The 19,245-nt window shown below is 61.6% G+C and carries 15 protein-coding genes and 1 riboswitch; of the genes, 6 read left to right on the forward strand and 9 right to left on the reverse strand.

Annotated elements, in window-relative coordinates:
- From BKP54_RS11405 to BKP54_RS11415, 3 genes are all read right to left on the reverse strand, one after another.
- Positions 1-1,161: cache domain-containing protein (locus tag BKP54_RS11405; RefSeq protein WP_245317827.1), on the reverse strand; the 1,161-nt coding region annotated here is incomplete at its 3' end.
- A 361-nt stretch (positions 1,162-1,522) separates the two neighbouring features.
- Positions 1,523-2,275 carry a crotonase/enoyl-CoA hydratase family protein gene (locus BKP54_RS11410; protein ID WP_025426141.1) on the reverse strand — a complete coding sequence of 251 codons (753 nt, stop codon included), beginning with the start codon at positions 2,273-2,275 and terminating at the stop codon, positions 1,523-1,525.
- A gap of 11 nt (positions 2,276-2,286) precedes the next feature.
- On the reverse strand, positions 2,287-4,068 hold the full coding sequence (locus tag BKP54_RS11415) for an acyl-CoA dehydrogenase (RefSeq protein WP_025426140.1): 1,782 nt from the start codon (positions 4,066-4,068) through the stop codon (positions 2,287-2,289).
- Between the two features lie 197 nt (positions 4,069-4,265).
- Between BKP54_RS11415 and BKP54_RS11420 the strand changes: the two genes are divergently transcribed.
- Positions 4,266-5,255: a transporter gene (locus tag BKP54_RS11420; protein ID WP_025426139.1), complete on the forward strand. Its 990-nt coding sequence runs from the start codon at positions 4,266-4,268 to the stop codon at positions 5,253-5,255.
- A 63-nt stretch (positions 5,256-5,318) separates the two neighbouring features.
- Here the strand turns inward: BKP54_RS11420 and BKP54_RS11425 are convergent, their stop codons facing one another.
- On the reverse strand, positions 5,319-5,750 hold the full coding sequence (locus tag BKP54_RS11425) for a BA14K family protein (RefSeq protein WP_025426138.1): 432 nt from the start codon (positions 5,748-5,750) through the stop codon (positions 5,319-5,321).
- A gap of 410 nt (positions 5,751-6,160) precedes the next feature.
- On the opposite strand from BKP54_RS11425, the gene BKP54_RS11430 reads away from it, so the two are divergent.
- A complete protein-coding gene (locus tag BKP54_RS11430) occupies positions 6,161-7,228 on the forward strand; it encodes a GH25 family lysozyme (protein ID WP_057211590.1) in 1,068 nt (355 codons plus the stop codon).
- Positions 7,229-7,274: 46 nt separating this feature from the next.
- Here BKP54_RS11430 and BKP54_RS11435 read toward each other — a convergent pair whose 3' ends face one another.
- Both BKP54_RS11435 and BKP54_RS11440 read right to left on the reverse strand, forming a co-directional pair.
- The gene (locus BKP54_RS11435; RefSeq protein ID WP_057212461.1) at positions 7,275-8,369 is read right to left on the reverse strand and encodes a hybrid-cluster NAD(P)-dependent oxidoreductase; all 1,095 of its coding nucleotides are present in this window, start codon (positions 8,367-8,369) and stop codon (positions 7,275-7,277) included.
- 1 nt (position 8,370) lies between these two features.
- On the reverse strand, positions 8,371-9,615 hold the full coding sequence (locus BKP54_RS11440; protein WP_025426135.1) for an aromatic ring-hydroxylating dioxygenase subunit alpha: 1,245 nt from the start codon (positions 9,613-9,615) through the stop codon (positions 8,371-8,373).
- A 105-nt stretch (positions 9,616-9,720) separates the two neighbouring features.
- Positions 9,721-9,923: riboswitch (cobalamin riboswitch) on the reverse strand.
- 316 nt (positions 9,924-10,239) lie between these two features.
- Here BKP54_RS11440 and BKP54_RS11445 point away from each other — a divergent pair.
- From BKP54_RS11445 to BKP54_RS11455, 3 genes are all read left to right on the forward strand, one after another.
- Entirely contained in the window at positions 10,240-10,839 is a 600-nt protein-coding gene (locus BKP54_RS11445) for a DUF6656 family protein (protein ID WP_025426134.1), read from the forward strand.
- An 86-nt stretch (positions 10,840-10,925) separates the two neighbouring features.
- On the forward strand, positions 10,926-11,900 hold the full coding sequence (locus BKP54_RS11450; RefSeq protein WP_025426133.1) for an L-threonylcarbamoyladenylate synthase: 975 nt from the start codon (positions 10,926-10,928) through the stop codon (positions 11,898-11,900).
- Positions 11,901-12,052: 152 nt separating this feature from the next.
- On the forward strand, positions 12,053-13,486 hold the full coding sequence (locus tag BKP54_RS11455; protein ID WP_025426132.1) for an FAD-binding oxidoreductase: 1,434 nt from the start codon (positions 12,053-12,055) through the stop codon (positions 13,484-13,486).
- 9 nt (positions 13,487-13,495) lie between these two features.
- Here the strand turns inward: BKP54_RS11455 and BKP54_RS11460 are convergent, their stop codons facing one another.
- Entirely contained in the window at positions 13,496-15,946 is a 2,451-nt protein-coding gene (locus BKP54_RS11460; RefSeq protein WP_084814465.1) for a DUF1217 domain-containing protein, read from the reverse strand.
- Positions 15,947-16,273: 327 nt separating this feature from the next.
- Between BKP54_RS11460 and BKP54_RS11465 the strand changes: the two genes are divergently transcribed.
- A complete protein-coding gene (locus BKP54_RS11465) occupies positions 16,274-16,840 on the forward strand; it encodes a DUF6101 family protein (protein ID WP_025426130.1) in 567 nt (188 codons plus the stop codon).
- 432 nt (positions 16,841-17,272) lie between these two features.
- Here BKP54_RS11465 and ubiA read toward each other — a convergent pair whose 3' ends face one another.
- Positions 17,273-18,232 (reverse strand): 4-hydroxybenzoate octaprenyltransferase, encoded by a 960-nt coding sequence (ubiA, locus tag BKP54_RS11470; RefSeq protein ID WP_025426129.1) that lies wholly within the window; start codon positions 18,230-18,232, stop codon positions 17,273-17,275.
- A gap of 76 nt (positions 18,233-18,308) precedes the next feature.
- Positions 18,309-19,076 (reverse strand): MipA/OmpV family protein, encoded by a 768-nt coding sequence (locus BKP54_RS11475; RefSeq protein WP_225906245.1) that lies wholly within the window; start codon positions 19,074-19,076, stop codon positions 18,309-18,311.
- Between the last annotated feature and the right edge of the window lie 169 nt (positions 19,077-19,245).

Here is a 19,245-nt window from a genome sequence, read left to right on the forward strand (position 1 = left end):
GCCGAGACCGCTTGCCAGGCCATCGACGGCCTGCTGCACTTCGGCAGCATCACGGGCATCGCGAGCCTGGCGTTCCAGGCGCTCGCGCTCCGACAGTGAACGGTTGGCGTCGGCCTCGTCTTCGAGGCGGGCACGCTCGACCGCATTGGAACGGAAGACGGCGACTGCGGCGGCCATCGAGCCGATCTGGTCGCGGCGATCTTCGCCGGGGATTTCGACGTTGAGATTGCCGGCGGCAAGCTTCTCCATCGCGCCGGTCATGTCGGTGACGGGGCGGATGACAAGGCGGTTGAGGAAGGTTGCGAGGAAGACGAGCATGACGCCGACGGCGAGAATGGTCGCGACGGTTGCGGCAATGCGGAACTGGTCGATCGCGGAATAGGCGACATCGGCGTCGATGACGAAGCCGACATACCATTCGACCGAGGGCAGGCCCTGAACCGGTACGAAGCTGACGATCATCGGCTTGCCATCGAGTTCGGTGTTCATGATGCCGGAGCTGATCGTCGGGGTGTCGATCGGGAAGGCGTCGGCAAGCGTCTTGGTGACGAGCTTGGAATCCGGGTGAACGAGGATCTGGCCGTCCTTGCTGGCGAGGAAGGCGAAGCCTTCGCCGCCGACGTCGATGCCCTTGACCATCGAGACCAGCGTTTCCAGTGAGAAGTCGCTGCCGGTGACGCCGTAAAGCTTGCCGTCGCGCTTGACCGGAACGGCAGCGCTGATGATGAGGTCGCCGGTCGAGGCGTCGACATAGGGCTCGGTGAGAACACGCGCGTCGGCTTTGACGGCCTGCTGATACCACGGGCGCTGGCGCGGATCGTAGCCCGCCGGCATCGGATTGTCCGGCCAGGTGATGAACTTGCCGCTCTCGTTGCCGACATAGGTCGAGATGAACTCGTTGGTCAGCACGTCGTTCTTGAGGATCGGCTGGACGCCGTTGTCATCGGTCGTCCGACCGGCGGCGTCGGCCACCATCGCCGTCAACGTGACGCGACCGTTGAGCCACTTGGCGACGCTCTGTGCGGCCTGGACGCCGGAGGACGAGATGTTTTCTTCGACCGCCTTGGTGGTTGTGTCGTACTGAAGCGTGTCGATATAGACGGAAAAGCCGGCAAAGGCGGTAACAACGACACCGGACGCGGCGACGAGAATGCGCGTCATGAGGTTCGATCGCTTGGACAAGATGGGCTCCTAACAGGGGCCGGCGTGCTTCGCCGGACATGAGCTCTCGATGATTTTCACGCGCAGCATCGCTCAGCCGCCGGAGTGGCGGTTGGTCAAGCCTCGGGAAAACGTTGAACATGCCAAAAAGGCGGGGCCAGCCATGCCTCATGCGGCCGGGGCCACCCTGGTGAGGGTAGGCCTATCGCGCCGCACGCTAGCGATCGCTATTTAAGAAGCGATTAAAATTGTCATATGCAAGTTCGGGATGCCGGCGGCAACGCGATCTTCACACAGGGACGGTTAAAGGACCGCCCCGACTTTGCTTGTCCGGCACCGAAAGGGATGCCGGGAAAACGTCCTAGCGACGCATGAAGGCCTCGAAAGCAGCCCTTGCCTCGGCGCTTTTCAGCTGCGCTGCGAAGTGCTTCGCCTCTTCGTCGATACGCGTGAGCACATCACTGCGGTCACCGCGGACGAGATCACGGGCGATGCGCAGCGCCTCCGGCGGCTTCTTGGCAAGGCGGGCGGCGAGCGAAAGCGTCTCTTCCTCGACGGCATCCTGGCCGACGATCTTCCAGATCAGTCCGGCTTCGAGCGCGTCGCGCGCTTCCAAGGGTTCGCCGGCGGCAAGCAGAGCGAAGGCACGCTGATGCCCCATGATGCGCGGCGCAATCAGGCTCGACGCCGCTTCCGGCACCAGGGCCAGATCGACGAAGGGCGTCTTAAACACCGAGCGGGCGGAAGTGATGGTCAGATCACAATGCAGGTGGATCGTCGTGCCAATGCCGATGGCAAGCCCGTCGACACCGGAGACGACCGGCTTGGCCGCACCCGCGAGCGCCTTCAGAAAATCGATGACCTCGGTGCCCATGCTGCCGCCCATGGCAAACGCCAGAAAGTCGGCCATGTCGTTGCCGGCGGAAAAGCAGCCTTCGGTGCCGAGGAACGCGGTCACGCGAACGGCCGGATCGCTGCCGGCAACCGTCAGCGCATTGGTCATCTTCGCGTACATGTCGCGCGTGATGGCGTTCTTCTTTTCCGGCCGGTTGAAGCGGATGACCTGCACGCCCGGATAGGCTTCCGGACGTTCGACAAGCACCTGGTCGGTCATGATATTTCCCCTCAACCCAAGACGGCGCGCGCGGCAGCAAGGCTGTCGGCACCGGTAACGACACGATCCTTCAAGGCGGAGGTTTCCGCCAGCATGTTTTCCGCGGCGAACCGACTGAGCGCGATGCGTTGCTCGTCCTTACCGTCAGACGCTTCGGCCAGACCGCCCTTGGCGAGGTAGGCGCCGGTCAAGGCGAGACCGAACAGGCGCTGACAGGCCGTGGCTCCTGCCAGTGCCTCGGAGAGTTTACCGGCCGAAACAGCAGCAATCAGCCATTCCGTCGCCTCGGAGAGATCGTCGAGCGCAGCATCTAGTCGCGCCGCAGTTTCGCCGAATCCCTCACGGTTGGAGGCGCGGACCGCGCCACCTATCTCGCGCAATTCGGCAATGAAGCCACGGACGTGTTCGCCGCCCGAAAGCGGCAGTTTGCGCGTGACGAGATCGATCGCCTGAATGCCGTTGGTGCCCTCGTAAATCGGGGCGATGCGGGCATCGCGCAGGTAACGAGCGGCACCGGTCTCCTCGATGAAGCCCATGCCGCCATGAACCTGGATGCCAAGCGAGGCAACGTCGACGCCGGCATCGGTCGCAAACGACTTGGCGATCGGCGTCAGCAGGCTGGAGCGCTCCTGCCAGAACTTCGCCTTGTCGCCGTCTGCCGCATGGCCCATGTCCACCGCATGCGCACAGGCATAGGCGATGGCGCGCGACCCTTGTGTCAGGGCCTTCATCGTCAGCAGCATGCGGGCAACATCCGGGTGCTCGATGATCGGGCTCATGCCCTGGCCGGACCAGCCGGGCGCCTTGCCCTGCGTGCGTTCCTTGGCAAAGGCGATTGCCTTCTGGGTGGCGGCGTCGGCAATCGCGACGCCCTGCATGCCGACGGCAAGACGGGCGTTGTTCATCATCGTGAACATGCAGGCAAGGCCGCGGTTTTCTTCGCCGATGAGGTAGCCGATCGCGCCTTTCTCTGCGCCGAACTTGCCGTCGCCATAGATCATCGTGCAGGTCGGCGAACCGTGGATACCGAGCTTGTGCTCGAGCGAATGGCAGAACAGATCGTTGCGCTCGCCGAGCGAACCGTCGGCGTTCACCAGGAACTTCGGCACGAGGAACAGCGAAATGCCCTTGGTGCCTGCAGGCGCATCCGGCAGCCGCGCCAGGACGAGGTGGACGATGTTGTCGGTGAAATCGTGTTCGCCCCAGGTGATGAAGATCTTCTGGCCGAAAATGCGATAGGTGCCGTCGTCGCGACGTTCGGCCCGGGTCTTGAGAACGCCAAGATCGGAGCCGGCATGCGGCTCCGTCAGGTTCATGGTGCCGGTCCATTCGCCGGATACCATCTTCGGCAGGTAGGTTGCCTTCAGAGCCTCGGAGCCATGCTTCTCCAGCGCGTCGACGGCGCCCATGGTAAGCGTGGGCCCGAGCGCAAATGCCATCGAACCGGCGTTCCACATTTCCATGGCCGCGACATGCAGCATATGCGGCAGGTTCTGGCCGCCGAATTCTTCCGGAGCCGTCAACCCGTTCCAGCCGCCGCCGATCCAGCTGTGATAGAGATCGCGCCAACCGTCAGGCGTCTGAACCTTGCCATCGACGAGACGGGAACCCTGCTTGTCGCCGACGTCGCCGAGCGGCGCCACTTCCTCGGTCGCGAAACGTCCTGCCTCCGACAGGATCGCATCCACGAGATCCTCGCCGAGGTCGCCGAGAGCGCCGCTTTCCAGCGCCCCGGCCATTCCGGCCACGTGCTTCAGCGTGAATGCAATCTCGTCAACGGGTGCCTTGTACATGATGATCCTCCCAGATACCGGGCGCTTTCGCAGCTGCCGGCGCATCTTCGTTTGGCCGAACACTATTGATTTTTACGTAAACGTCAACGTCAATTCAGCCCGCGTTGTGATGGTTGCCGGTGCGGACGGCATCGTAACAAAACTGTCATCAACGGCGCATAGAAGCCAGTAACGATGGCCCTCGCCAAGGCGTTCAAATGAACCTGATTTCCCCCGAGATACCCGGCCTGGTCTGGGCCTACCGCTTCCTGCCTGGCGAAAGCCGATGCCAGCGCATCGCCAACGATGCCTCGATCGACGGTCTCATCAAGGGCGACGGCTGGGTCTGGCTGCATCTGGCGCTTTCGGACGCGCGAACGCCGGCGCTCATCGAGCGGATCGGCAACCTGCCGCCGGCAGCCGTAACGACGCTGACCAGCCACGACACCCAGGCGGCCATCACTGTCTCCGACGATATCGTGCACGGAACGCTGGTCGATTTCGAGCGCACTTTCGATGCGGTGACGAAGACGATCGGCTGGCTGCATTTTGCCGTCAGCGACAGGGTGATCATCACGACGCGGCTGCACCCGCTGCGCAGCATCGACCGGGTAAAGGCCGCAGTCGAAAAGAGCACCAAATGCGCGCGGCCGATCGACCTCTTCGAGATGCTGGTGGTCGAATTCCAGCGCACGCTGATCTCGCTGGTGCTCGAACTGACCGAAGAGCTGAATGTCATCGAAGATCACGTCTATGGCGAAGCCGGTCACCGGCAGCAGCCGGGCCTGGCGCCATTGCGCCGCACCGTGGTTCGCCTTCACCGGCACCTGCGCACGATCCTTGCTCTCCTTCGCCGCGCCGGCGCGTCGGACGAAGACGAGGTGCCGCCCGGTTTCATCGACGTCACCGAGCGCCTCTACGATCGGCTCGAGGCCGTGGATCGCGACGTCTTCGCACTCCAGGAGCGCGCCCGATTGCTGCACGAAGAGATCGACAGCAAGATTTCCTCCGAAACCAACCGGCACCTCTATATTCTGTCGCTGATGACAGCCTTCCTATTGCCGCCGACGCTGGTCACCGGTTTCTTCGGCATGAACACCGGCGCCCTTCCCTTCGCCGATGGCAGCGGCACGCTGTATGCCGCGCTGTTCATCGCGCTTTCCATGGGCCTTGCGTGGTGGATCCTCAGGCGGATCGGCATTCTCTGACCTTGCCGGCATCAGAAAAGGCCGGACAATGCCCGGCCTTTTTGCTGTCTCTTCCTTGCCCTCTTAGCTATTGGGCGAGTAGCACTGCCGGCGCGCCGCGCCGTAGGGCTGGTAGGTGTTGTCGTAGGCCCGGTAGGAGCGGTAGCGGTCGTAGCACCATTGCACATGGCGGCTGCCATAGGCAGGCGCAGGCCGCGTGTAGCGCGGCGGCTGGGCAACGGCTCCGCCGATGATCACGCCGGCGCCGAAGGCCGCCATCGGGTACCACCAGCCATTATAATAACGATAGCCCGGACGGCGATAGTTATAGCCGCGATAGCCATTGTAATAATAATATCCGCCGCGCCGTTCGTAGCCGGGGCGGTGATACTGGACCTCGGTGGCATCACTCTGCCGTTCAACACGCAGCGGAGCCGGCATGAAAGCCTGGGACGGCACAGCCGAAGTCATCAAGACCGCGGCAGCAATCGCTGCGGCGAACCACTTGCCTGTCATTGTTCTCATATAACTCTCCATACGAGCACTTGCGCCGCTTCCGACGCCAGCGAGCCACCTTCACAACCGCCAGTTTGCGCGATTTCAGCCGCGTGTCGATACGTATCCTGATTACGGTCCGATCGAAAACGGTCGCCGGCTAACGTCTAAGTGACGGGTTTTGTTCCATGTTCCGGCATACAAAGTTGACTCGCCTGTCGCCTCGACGGACGGCGAAAGAGACTGGCTTCACGCCTGTGACAGTACACATGGAGCTGCAGATATCGGACCGACAAGGGACAGCGACAGCAATAGAAGCACCCTCTGATATACAGCCATAAGTCTCTATACATTCGCCACCGTCTCAAGCACAGTCGGCTCGGGGACTGGGATTTACGATCAATTAACTGTAGAGTCGGCAATCTCACTGAATGGCAAAGCGGTATATCTCCACCTTACGGATGATTCTGCGCCTCGCGACCCTCCTGGGTCTGGCTTTCGCGGCGGTGAACGCACGCGCCGGCGAACTGGAGCCCTGGAAGTCGAAGTCCAACGCCATCATCGTCGACGCTTATGAAATGAACAGCATCGACTGGGAGACAATGCTTTCCGACAAGCGTATCTCCGGCTTCATCGCCAAGGCCTCCGACGGCCTGCCGGAAAGCTTCTCCTGCACCGGCGATCATGGCGGCGACACTGTCGCCCACTGCAAGACGATGTGGCGCAAATACGCCGTCAGCCGCGAGCTCTACCAGACACGGCGGATGATCGCCCGCTCCCATGGGCTGCTGTGGGGCGCCTATCATCTTGCCCGCCCCGGCAACCCGGTCGATCAGGCCAACCATTTTCTCGATTATGCGAGCCCGCGCGACGACGAGTTGATGGTGCTCGATCTCGAAGGCATCGACCCGGACAAATTCATGTCGCTCGAAGACGCGGCGATCTTTGCCGGACATATCAAGACCCGCACCGGCCGCTACCCGATGCTCTACACCAATCATGTCACGGCCAAATACATCGCGGCCAACCGCGCGAAGCACCGACTGCTGTCGCGACTACCCCTGTGGTATGCCCGCTACAAGCCGGATATCCGCAATGTGTTTCCGATCGGCAACTGGGACAGCTATGCGCTGTGGCAATTCTCGTCAGGGATCAATTGCGGCAAACGCCGCTGTCCCTATCGTGTGCCCGGTACACTTGACGACATCGACGTCAATGTCGCGGCTATGAGCAGCGCCACCTTGCGACCGATCTGGGCCGGCGGCGCCCTGTTGCCGGAAAAGGCACTGCCGCTCGTTCTCATTGCCAGAGCCGACGACGGGGTCGGCGCCGCCAGCGCTGCCCAGGCGACGGCGAAAATCGAAAGCCAGCCGTTGCTTATCAGCCGCGCCGAAGCTGCCAGCGCCGCCGGCGAAGGCGTCGACATGATGGCGACCGGGTCGATCGATTTCGGTCGGCACGACCGCGCCGTGCGGCTGGCGGCCGCGGCCAGCCGCTGACGGGTCGTCGCGGAAAGAACACGCTCCCCGCGACCATCAAGCATTGTCAGGCTTCGATCTGTACATCTCCAAGCGGCCGCGAGCAGCAGGCGAGGATGTAGCCCTCATCGATTTCGTCGTCGAGAATACCTCCGTTGTGGTTCATCTCGACCTCGCCGGCGACTTTCATCACCCGGCACGTACCGCAGATGCCGCCTTCACAGGCCGCACCGATCCTGACGCCGTTGGCCCGCGCCGCCTGCAGGATCGTCTGGCCGGGCTTGGCCTCGATCTCCTTGCCGCTCATGGTGAAGACCACCTTGGCGCCTTGCGCTTCGGCGTCGGCTGCCGCCCCTGCCCTGACTGCTATCTCCTCGGCTGCCGGTGCTGCCGCCGGCTGGAAGCTTTCCTCGTGATAGCGGCTCATGTCGAAACCGGCCGCCTTCAGCAACTCGCGCACGCCGCGCATGAACGGCTCCGGACCGCAGCAAAACACTGTGCGCTCCATGAAGTCGGGTGCAAGCAGCGGCAGCTTGGCGCCGTCGATGCGGCCGCGCAGCCCGTGCCATCCGTGCCTTGACTCATGCCCCTCGACCACGAAGCCGAGGTTTAGCCCGGACATCTGGCGCGCCAGCACTTCCAGTTCCGAGCGGAACAGAAGGTCGTCTGGCCGGCGGGCGCAGGAAATGAAGGTGACGTCGGTCTCGGGAACGCAGTCCGCCATCCAGCGCGTCATCGACATCATCGGCGTGACGCCGGAGCCTGCCGATATGAAGAGATATTTTTCGCCGGGATGGCGCACGAAGCTGAAATCGCCGAGCGGACCGAACGCCTTCAGCCGCATGCCGGGCTTCAGGTGATCGAACATCCAGCGCGTGCCGATGCTATCGGCTTGCGCCTTGACGGTGACGGCGATCGACAACGGCCGGGAGGGCGTCGACGACAGCGTGTAGGTGCGCATGACCGGCTCGTCGGCGACCGGCAGCTCGAGCGTGACGAACTGCCCAGGCAGATAGCGGAACCAGGCCGGCTTTTCCGCCCGGAAGGTAAAGGTCATCACATCGGCGGTCTCGATCACGGCCGATGTGCATTCGAGCATGTTCTGCCTGTCGATCCAGACATGAAGCTCGTCGAAATGATGGAACGAGGATGCCATCTGCATGTCAGGCGACCCGGGAAAGCGGAGCAGCCTCGCCCTGCAGGCGCTGTTCCATGAACTTGCAATACCACTCGACGAACTGCATCACGCCGCCTTCGTGTTCGGGCGAATAGGGGCCTGACTGGTAGGCCGGCGAGCGAATACCAAAGGCGTTCTCCTCGACGATCTGGCGGTCCTGATCGTTGGTCTCGGTCCAGACATGCGTCAGTTGCTCGAGATTGTAGTCGACGCCTTCAACCGCGTCCTTGTTGACCAGCCACTTGGTCGTCACCTGCGTCAGCTCCGGGCCGAGCGGCAGGACGCGGAAGGTGATGGCGTGGTCGGCCAGCACATGGTTCCAGGTCGAGGGATAATGGAAGAGCAGGAGCGTGCCGATATGCTTCTGGCTAACGTCTGCCGACAGTTGCCGCCGCACGGCGCGGGCGCCGGACATGGTGTAGCTCTCGGCGTCGTCGATCAACGGCATGCGCGCCGAGCGGAACTGGCCGGTCTCGGACATCCGGAACTCGCTCGGCAGTCCGGCTGCTTCGCATTTCGCCCAATGCGCGGCAATGACGGGATCATCCTTGGCGCCCTGCACACCGGTCGCCGTCGGCGCTTCGGGATAGGTGCGGCAAAGTTCGGGGTGGTTGGCGGCACAATGGTAGCACTCCCGGTTGTTTTCCCAGACGAGTTTCCAGTTGCCCTTTTCGATGATCGTGCTTTCGAAGGCGACCTTGGTTTCACCCAGGCGGTGCGGCGCAAGATAGGGCGCGACCATGTCGCGGAACGGGCCGAAATCCATCGGCTGCTCGGACAGGTTGATGAAGATGTAACCGCCGACGGTCTCGCAGTGGATCGGCTTCAGGCCGTGGGCCGCCTTGTCGAAATCCTCGCCCATCTGGCGGGCAAAGAGCAGCGCGCCGTCGAGCTCATAGGTCCATTGGTGATAGGGACAGACGAGCTTGGCCGAAGAGCCCTTGTGCTGCGCGCAGACGCGAGAACCGCGATGACGGCAGGAATTGTGCAGGGCGCGGATCGTGCCCTGTCGGTCGCGAACGATAATGACAGGATAATCGCCGACCTGGACGGTGAAATAGTTACCGGCACGCGGGATCTCGCAGTCGTGGCCGATGAACAACCAGTCCTTGTACCAGATGCTTTCGAGATCCTGCCTGTAGTAGTCGGGGTCGATGTAGAAGGCCCGGTCGAGGCTGTAGCCGTCGCGTCGACCCTTCAGCTTGCGGAGCATATCGCCCTTGATGTCCATGTCCTGTCCTCGTTCGCCTTGTTTCGGAGAGGCAGGACTGGAACCCGCACGGGCGCATTGCCTGTGCGATGACGGCTCCGATCCGGCTGCCCGCCGCAACCCGTTACGGTCTGTTCGCGTCAAGGCTGGTTTCCGGGCTCAGGAGCCGTCCGCAAGGACCAGCCCGGCGCCTTCCCGGACGGAACCGTCCAGTGGCTTTGTGCCGTGGCTTTCGCTCCACCACCGTTGCGGGGGCAGCGCCGGGTTTTGACCGGCTTCCCAATTCTCCGCCTTCCCTAAAAGACAGCACCTTGAGTAGGCATATCTAATCGCGGAAGCCATCGTCGTAGCTGCCGATTAACGACATCCGATTCCAGAAAGACGACACAGCACATCAAGCGCACCAAACGCCCTGTGATTGATCATTTTTCATTGTAAACAATAGGATAGCTCAAGGATTGAGCAATTGTCGCTTTTTCCGGCAAGGCTTGCGAGAAAGCGCGGATCCTTCGCCATTTTGCGACATGTCTTCCCGTGACGCGGGGCAAGGCCCACCGACGCGAGTGAAATCTTCCATTAACCATAATGCATTAGCGTCGCCTGACGGAGAAACCGGCCGAACCGGCAAACAGCGCATTGAAGTTCATGGCAAAGCTCAAATACTACGACGCCGCAGCCGAGAAGCTGCCAACGATCGCTCCGAAGACAGCGGTCCACACCGAGTTCCTGCGCACCGGCCGCATAGAAAGGCGTCAATGGTCGCAGCGCGAGCGGCGTTATCTGAGCTATGACGAGGTTGCCGAGCGCACCGCCCACAAGCTGACGACCGCCGGCGAAACGACGCACAAGCGGATGAACGGCTTCCATACCTCGATCCAGTTTCCCAAGATGATCTTCCACCGCACGCTCACCGGTCGGCCGCATCTCGGCTATTGCCATGTCACGGCGGCGAGAACACATCTCGCCCCGTCCAAGGACGTCACCTGGTCGTTCTATTTCGCCAACTTCTTCTGTGACCTCGGCGACGAGAAACACTTCTTCGAACGCATCCAGACCGGCTATTCCCGAATGTACTTCGCCGTTGCCATCGAGCCCGATGCGCCAGAGGGGCAGATGACCATCAATCGCAGCGTTCGCGACAACGGGCTGCTCTTTCGTACCGACGACCCGAAAGTCGCGCTCAAGAACGTGCTGATGCTCGGCGCGCGCGACGAGGCATTGAAGCGCATCATTCGCAGCCTCTGAAGCGCAGACCCGGTTGCCTGAAGAAAATCGTTCTGTTTTCACCGTGGCTCCTTTAAGGAAGCCTCGGAAAGGGAAACGGAAGCGACATGGCCGAAATCATCGATACACGGACCGAGCCGGAACGGGCGATCGAGCGTGCCTGTGCGGTGCTTGCCGAAGGCGAGCCCGTCGCGATTCCGACCGAGACGGTCTACGGCCTGGCAGCGGACGCCACCAATCCCGATGCGATCAGCCGTATTTATGAGATGAAGGGGCGTCCACGCTTCAACCCACTGATATCGCATGTGTCAGACATGGCGATGGCTGAAGCCCATGTGACATTCGATTCGTTGTCGCGGCGCCTGGCCGAAGCGTTCTGGCCCGGCCCGCTGACGTTGATCCTGCCCCAGCGCACAACAAGCACCGTGCACGCGCTTGCCTCGGCCGGCCTCGACACGCTCGGCATCCGCATGCCTGATGGCTTTTCACGTCGGGTGATTGCCCGCTTCGGCCGCCCGCTCGCCGCACCGAGCGCCAATACGTCGGGCAAGATCAGTCCCACAAGCGCTGCCCATGTGGAAGCCGATCTCGGGCCGCGCCTCAAGCTCATTCTCGACGCCGGCTCTGCGGAGATCGGGCTTGAATCGACGATCATCAAGGTCGAGGACGGCGCGCTGCGCCTGCTGCGTCCGGGCGGTCTCGACGTCTTCGAAATCGAAAGGCTGACCGGCCTTACCGTCTCGAGGCCGCAGAGCGCCGGAGCGACTATCGAGGCCCCGGGCATGCTCGCCTCGCACTACGCGCCGGGCGCAGCTGTCCGGCTCGACGCCGCCGACGTGCGTCCGGGAGAAGCGCTGATCCGGTTCGGCAATGCGTCGCTCCCCGGCGAAGAGCACGCCGCGATCGTACTCGACCTCAGCCCGGCAGGCAGCCTGCGCGAGGCAGCTGCCAATCTTTTCGACTATATGAAGAGGGCGGATGCCAGCGGCTCCGCAACCATCGCCTTCGGCCCCATCCCTTCGGAAGGGTTGGGAGAGGCGATCCTCGACCGGCTGCAGCGTGCTGCCGCCCCCAGAGACTGACCGACAGGCACTTTTACAGCGCCGTGCGTCAAATATGACGCGCAAAGGACGCTGTAACGCTCTAAACCCGCTGCATAATTTTGTCCTTAATTCGATTCCGATTTAAGGAATTATGCAGTAGCGCCGTCGGGCGCATTTGCGAAGGCAGGGCCATGACGACGACGCTCCCCTCTCCCGAACTGATCGCCTCCTTCATCGACATCGTCGGCAGCGCCAATGCCTTGACGAACCCGGCGGACCTCGCGCCCTACCTCATCGAATCCCGCGGGCTCTACAAGGGCACCACCCCGATGGTGCTTCGCCCCGGTTCGGTCGAGGAGGTGTCGCGCATCATGAAGCTTGCAAGCGCGACCCGAACGGCAATCGTTCCGCAAGGCGGTAACACCGGCCATGTGGCGGGTCAGATCCCGCGCGAGGGCAAGGCCGATATCGTCCTGTCGCTGCAGAGGCTGAACCGGATTCGCGACATCGACCCCGTCGGCAATGTCATCGTTGCCGACGCCGGCTGCATCCTTGCCGATATCCAGAAGGCGGCCGATGATAACGATCGACTGTTTCCGCTGTCGCTCGGGTCGGAAGGCTCGGCCCGCATCGGCGGCAACCTCTCGACCAATGCCGGCGGCACCGCAGTGTTAGCCTATGGCAACATGCGCCAGCTTTGCCTCGGCCTCGAAGTGGTTCTGCCGACCGGCGAGATCTGGGACGGGCTGCGCCGGCTGAAGAAAGACAATACCGGCTACGACCTGCGCGACCTGTTCATCGGCGCCGAAGGTACGCTCGGCGTGATCACCGGCGCGGTGCTCAGGATGTTTCCGAAGCCCCTTGGCCATCAGGTGGCCTTTGCCGGCGTCGGCAGCGTCGAACATGCGCTGGCCCTCTTCGACAAGGCCTCGAGCCTCTGCGGCACTGCGCTCACCGGCTTCGAACTGATGCCGCGCCTCGGCGTCGAGTTCACGACAAAGCATATTCCAGGCGTGCGCGACCCGATGGAAACCGTTCACCCGTGGTATGTACTCATCGACATTTCCACCTCCGATTCCGCCGAGAGTGCCGAACGCATGGTGCACGAACTGCTGGAGCAGGGCATCGTCGCCGACCTGGTCGAGAACGCAGTGATTGCGACCAGCGAAGAACAGCGCAAGGCGCTGTGGCACATGCGCGAAAGCATGTCGCCAGCGCAGAAGCCGGAAGGCGGCTCGATCAAGCACGACGTTTCCGTCCCCGTATCGAGCATCCCCGCCTTCATGAAGGAGGCCGATACGGCCGTCATGCAGGCGATGCCGGGCGCACGCATCTGCTCATTCGGCCATATGGGCGATGGCAACATTCACTACAACATCTCGCAGCCCCTCGGCGCCGACAAACAGGCATTCCTCGACCGTTGGCGGGAAATGAACGCCATCGTTCATGGCATCGTGCTGAAGTACAACGGCTCGATCTCGGCCGAACACGGCATCGGGCAGTTGAAGCGCGACGAGCTCGCCGAGGTCCGCCCCGAGATCGAAATCGAGTTGATGCGCCGCATCAAGCACGCGTTCGACCCGGCGGGCATCATGAACCCTGACAAGGTGTTGCGGGCAGACTGACGACGCTTTTTACCGGCCGCCGGCTCTCAGCTGTGCAAGCGAGAACAATGCGTCGGCACTGATGCCGCCGCCGCTGCCGCCCGTCAGGATGGCAAGCCCCGGATTGACGTCGGTGTTGTTCTCGACGTCATAAAGCGCGGTAAAACGCTTCAGCAGCTTTTCGAGTTCCTCGGGATCCTGAAGGTCCTTGATATCCATGAGGCGCTCGATGTAAGCGGCCTGCATCTCGATCTTGGCGCTCGCGAGGCCCTCGGGCATGCTGTAGGCGGTCCGAACAACCTGCATCAGTGCGTTGTCGGCGAGCAGGTCGTAGGGTGTGGTGATTTCCGGCGCCTTGCGCTTGAAATAAAGCGCCAGCCGAACACCGGCATTGTCCTCGCCCTCGCTCTCCTCAAGCGTCTGGTTGAGGTAGAGGTCGAACGTCATAGTGAGCCCACGCCGCGTCTGTATCTGCCCGGCTTCGCCTGTAACTATCTTTCCGTCCTTGTCGAAATTGAAGGCGGAAACGATCTCGCGATACTTCAAGCCGTTCGGATCGGTGTTGATGAAGCTCTTGCGATCGTTGAGGTCGGAGGTGAACATCTGCTTGAGGTAGTCGGTTTTGACACCCTCCGGGTCAATGCCGGCGCCGATCAGCACGATATCGACGAGGCGCTTGTCCTTGAGGAAATCGTCAAGCGTCTCGATCTTCTGAATCTGCGTCGTGTAGTACTTGCTTTCCCCTTCCGCCTTCGCCTTGGCGGTCTTCTTTTCGTCCTCCGTGCCGAAGCGCGATTTCTCGACGATGTAGGCCTTGGCAGTATTGACGATGTCGGCCTCGTTCTGCGCCAGCTTGGGTGAGCCAAGCGTACCGTCCGCGTTGAAATTAAACGCTTTCACCAGCTTGATATAGCGTTCATCACGCAAGGAGTTGGCGTAGCTCGTCGGATTGTTGAGATCACTGGTCAGAATCTGCTTCAGCTTGCGCGGTGTCAGGTCTTCGTTTTCGAGGCCAAAGGCGCTGAGTACGAAGGACCGCAATTCGCTGTTGCCAACGAGACTATCGACGTTGCTCATGGTCTTGATCAGCAGCTTGTAGCGGCTGATCTTGCCCTCGTCCTCTGCATCGTCCGCGTCGTTGTAGTGGACCATATAGCCGCTGGTGGTGGTATTGGTCTGTTCGGCGGTCTGTGCCTTGGCGCCTGCCGGCAGCGTCCCGTCGGGCTGGAAATTGAACGCGGCATGCAGGGCCTTGTAGGCCTTGTTGTATTCACCGCCAAACTTGTTGACGTAGCTGTTCGGGTCGTTGATGTCGCTGGTGAGAATGTTCTCGATCGTCGCGCTCACGGTGGTGGTGGGCAAGCCGAAAGCCGTTCTGACGTAGTCCGCGATGCGCGGGTCGGCCACAAGCTCCGCAACGGTCGTGATCGAACCGATCTTCTGCTCGAAATAATCCCGGTTAAGGATGGCTCCCGATGGCGTCAGCCGAGGGCTGCTGAAGATATAGGCCTCATTCAGCATCTTCTTCTTTTCGTCGGTGATCGCCTTGCTGCCCGCGGCCACGCTACCATCGGCTTCGAAGTTGAAGGCGCCGTTCAATTGCCTGTAGGCATCGAGCATGCTGATCTGCCTATTCAGCATGTTCACTTCGGTCGAAAGTTGATTCATCAATGCGGTCGACTCGTTACCGACCGGCGGCAGCTTGGTGTTGAGATCGGCGACGATGGCGTTCTTGGCGTCGATCTGCGCCTGGATCCCAGGCTTGTCCGCCGCTGGCGCCTCTGCAAGCTGTGCCGTCAGCGCCGCGATGTCCTTCATCGCAGTTGCCCGCGTGTCAAAGTCAGTCAGCGTCTTCGTGGCTTCGGTAAGCCGGGTCTGCGCCGTGGTCTGGGAATTGGCAAGATCCGCCGGCTCGGCGGTCAACGCGTATCTGACCTGATCATAGGAGTAGTTGCGCGCATCGATGCCAAAGATGCCGAAGGCATAGGAACGCAAACGTTCATTTCCGAGGAACTGATCGACGTTGGTGACGAGATCCATAGCTGCGTTGAAATAGGCGTTGTCTCCTTTGAGAACAGTGTCGAGATTGGCGACCCGTTCATTATAGAGACCGATCAGTGCATCCTGTTGCGCCGTCGTCTGTGCCGCGGCTGACGATGTGCTGAAGCTGAACGCTTCGGCAAAGTTGCGATAGCGTTCGTCCGTGAGGCGGTTGGCAAAACTGTCCGTATCCTTCAGATCGCTTTCAAGCACCTTGCGCATGAAGGCCTTGGCATAGGTCATGTCTTCGAGACCGTGTGCCTTCATGGCGTAGGAATAGAGCCGGTAATCGTCGAGGAAATCGTCGACCGTTTTCACGTTGCCGATATTTTCCTTGTAGTACTGCGCTTCGCGCGCGACCAGCGGCCGGTCGGCAACACGATCGAGGCTGGTCCTCAAGTCGCTCGTGATCCGGCTGTAATTGAGATAGGTCGAAACCATGCCTGCTGCCCCGTCGCTTAACCCAGGGGCGGGTCACACCAATCCCCCGAAACAGAATTCTGACACGGCATGATTGCACGACAGGCTTGTGTGTGGCTTTTCGCCGGCCGCGACCAGGCCATTGCCAAGAATGCGAGCCACCGCGTTGACGAAACGGAAACCTTGGCTGCTCGGCTTTTGCTAACCATCGAAAAACGCAAAGTTTTCTTAACCGCGATTTTTAAGTCGGCCGGAAGGGGAGCCGCCTATTCTCCAGCCCATAGAGGACGAAAAGTCCCGAAGAGAAGACCGGAAATCGGCTCTCAAGGAAAAACAAGGGCGATTGAAATGCGCAATACACTCTCTCAACCCGCATGGGTCGAAAACACGCTCCGGCTCGATCCGAAGCGCTTTCCTCAGCAGGCAAGCTACGTCCTGCGTGGCCACACAGGCAATGTCACGATCAGCCTGGACGAGCGTGGCGCGGTTCTGCGCAAGGTGCTACCATCAAGCGGCCTGCCGCTTTCGATCGCACTGCCGGCGCGGGCATTCAAAGGGGTCGCGGCACGCGCGATCGACCACGGCGACGGAGACGTTACAGTGACGCTTGAACTTCATCATGACGATCCGGACCTTTGTGTTCCGCTGCTCGTTGCACATGATCTTTCCGACATTGCTGCCGATTGGCGCGCCTGGGCCGAAGCCTATCGCATTCCGATGCTGATGGTCGAAGCCGATGGCGTCGCTCGCGCCCTCGAAGAGCATCTCGGCGAGGTTCGCACCGCACCGCTCAAGCCGCGGCGCCGCCACTCCTTCTTTGCCGACCGCAGGCCGCGCTTCCTCGTGCGCCGCTCCACCGGCCGGCTTGGCGTCAACATGAAGATCGACGGGCGCGAAATCATCGCCCGCAGCTAGGGCTTAACCGAATACCTCCAGTGCAAAAGCCGGCCGTTCCCTGCGGCCGGTTTTTGTATGCAGCAAGTCTGAAGTGCTACAGCGTCCTTAGCGCGTCATACTTGACGCGCGGCGCTGTAACGCCAAAACGTTCACAGCCAAATCGCGGGTGTCCTTCGGAAACAGCCGCCTCGCCTTCTTCGTGCCATATCCGACCCATAGCCAAGGTCACGAAAGAAGGAGATACCCGATGCGCAAGTCTCTTGCCGCCACCATTGACGCAATCGTTGCGATTTTCCGTGCGCGCACCGAGGCGAAGAAGCGCAAGGCTGCCAGCGCAATCAGCTGGGGCTGAGCGATCAGGCTCTCGCAGATCTCTCGGGAAAGTGCCGGCGGACGTGTATCAAACATTTCGGATAGACTGCAGGATCCTCCGCCAAAACGGAGGGTTTTTCATATCAGCCGAACGAAAAGGGCCGCGACCAGCCCGGCGAAAATGATCAATCCCACGACACCATTGAACTTGAACAATGCGAGGCATTGCGAAGGGTCGTGGATGTTCAGCACCAGGATCTGATAGATCAGCAACACGGCCGCGATCAGCAAACCGAGATAGGCAAACAGCCCGGCCCCTGCGGCGAGAAACGCCAGAAGCATCAGCGCGATGGCAAGTCCATAGAGCCCGATCAACCAAGGGCGTGGATTGTCGCCGAAGCGGCGAGCCGTCGACCGCACCCCGATAAGTTCGTCATCTTCCCTATCCTGGTAGGCGTAGATCGTGTCGTAGCCGATCGTCCAGGCGATCGCCGCGCCGTAGAGCAGCACGGGCGCAAACGAAAGCGTCCCGAACTCGGCCGACCAGCCCATGATCGCCCCCCAGGAAAACGCAAGGCCGAGGAAGAACTGCGGCCAGTCGGTAAACCGCTTGGCGAAGGGATAGATTGCGACAAGCCCCAGCGACAGGATACCGAGCCAAATGGTGACGGCATTGAATTGTAGCAGCACCACCAGCCCGACAAGTGCCTGCAGCACCATGAAGGCCTTTGCCTGAAAGCGGGAGACCCGGCCCGATGGCAAGGGGCGCGAGCGCGTTCGCGCCACTTCCATGTCGATGTCATGATCGACGATGTCGTTGAAGGTGCAGCCCGCGCCGCGCATGGCGATGGCGCCGGCGATGAAGAGGAAGCTATGAAAAACGAACCGGCCGAGCGAAAATTGCCCCGCTGCCGCCGCCGTGCCCGAGGCCAGAGCGACCGACCACAGACAGGGCCACATCAGCAATTGCCAGCCGATCGGGCGGTCCCAGCGAGCAAGTTGCGCATAGGGCCACAGCGCACGCGGCAGCACGCGGTAGACCCAGTTGTTCGACGGCGCGTCGTGGACGCGCCCGGAATCGGCGGAGGACGTGTTCATGCCTCCTGTTTGACGCTACGCGCCGGGGCGGTCAAGCGGTTCGATGCCGCACCGTCCCGCCGCTTGGCGCCACCGTTCAGGGAAGCGTGAAGTCGAAGCGATAGGTGGCCGACAGGCCAACGAGGAACTGGTTGCGGCTGCCGCGCTCGCGCACGAGGCTCGAGTCGGCCGCCGGGCCCATCAGGCGGCGATATTCGGCATAGGCACCGGTCTCAAGCTTTTCCGTTGCCTGCCAATTGATCGCCGCACCAACACCGACGGAATCAATGCCGCCATGCGGATTATAGGTGCTGAGGCCTGATGCTGCCGATTCGGCATCGTTCACGCCGTAATAGGCGCTGAAATAGTCGCTGGTGGCGGCCGTCATACGCGGACCGGCAGAAATGCGCACATTGCTGCTGATGTCGGTAAAGGCATCGGCGGTGACATCGGCGACGATACCGTGGTGGCTGCGAATGCCCTGTCGGACTTCCGCGCGCACGCGCAGCCAATCGGTCGGATAGACCTCGGCGAAGCCGCCGAGTTCTCCACCGAACTTGACGGGGGCGAGCCCCCTAAGGTCGCTGGAGGTATTCTCGTCGCGCTCGAAGATCAGCTTGCCGGCGACGCCGGCGCGGAACCCGCCCTGGTCCAGCAGCGCATAGGACATGTTGTCGTTGCGCGACGAGAAGCGAACGGTGCTGCCGGCCTTGCCGAGCGATATCAGCGGCGCGGCCTGGAACATGCGCTTGGAGGCGCCTTCGTATTTCGGGCCGAGAAAGCCGGTGGCGCCGACCTTCAAGTACCAGTCGCCCGACCAGAAATACTGGCCGTCAGCAGCCGAGGCGGTGCCTGCGGACAACAAAAGGGTTCCAGAAAGGAGAAGAAAAGAACGGATACGCAAGGAACAACTCCGGAAGAATCATTCGCCGGGGCGAAGTTTGAACGTGCCCTGCGCGCCGGCCATTGGCGCCATCTGAAAGGACACGGGGGCGACTTATTGCCCCTTGTTCCTACGATTCCGTTAACCAGGT

Origin of the sequence: Ensifer sp. 1H6 (assembly GCF_001976035.1) — a bacterium.
GTDB classification, from domain to species: Bacteria; Pseudomonadota; Alphaproteobacteria; order Rhizobiales; family Rhizobiaceae; genus Ensifer; species Ensifer canadensis.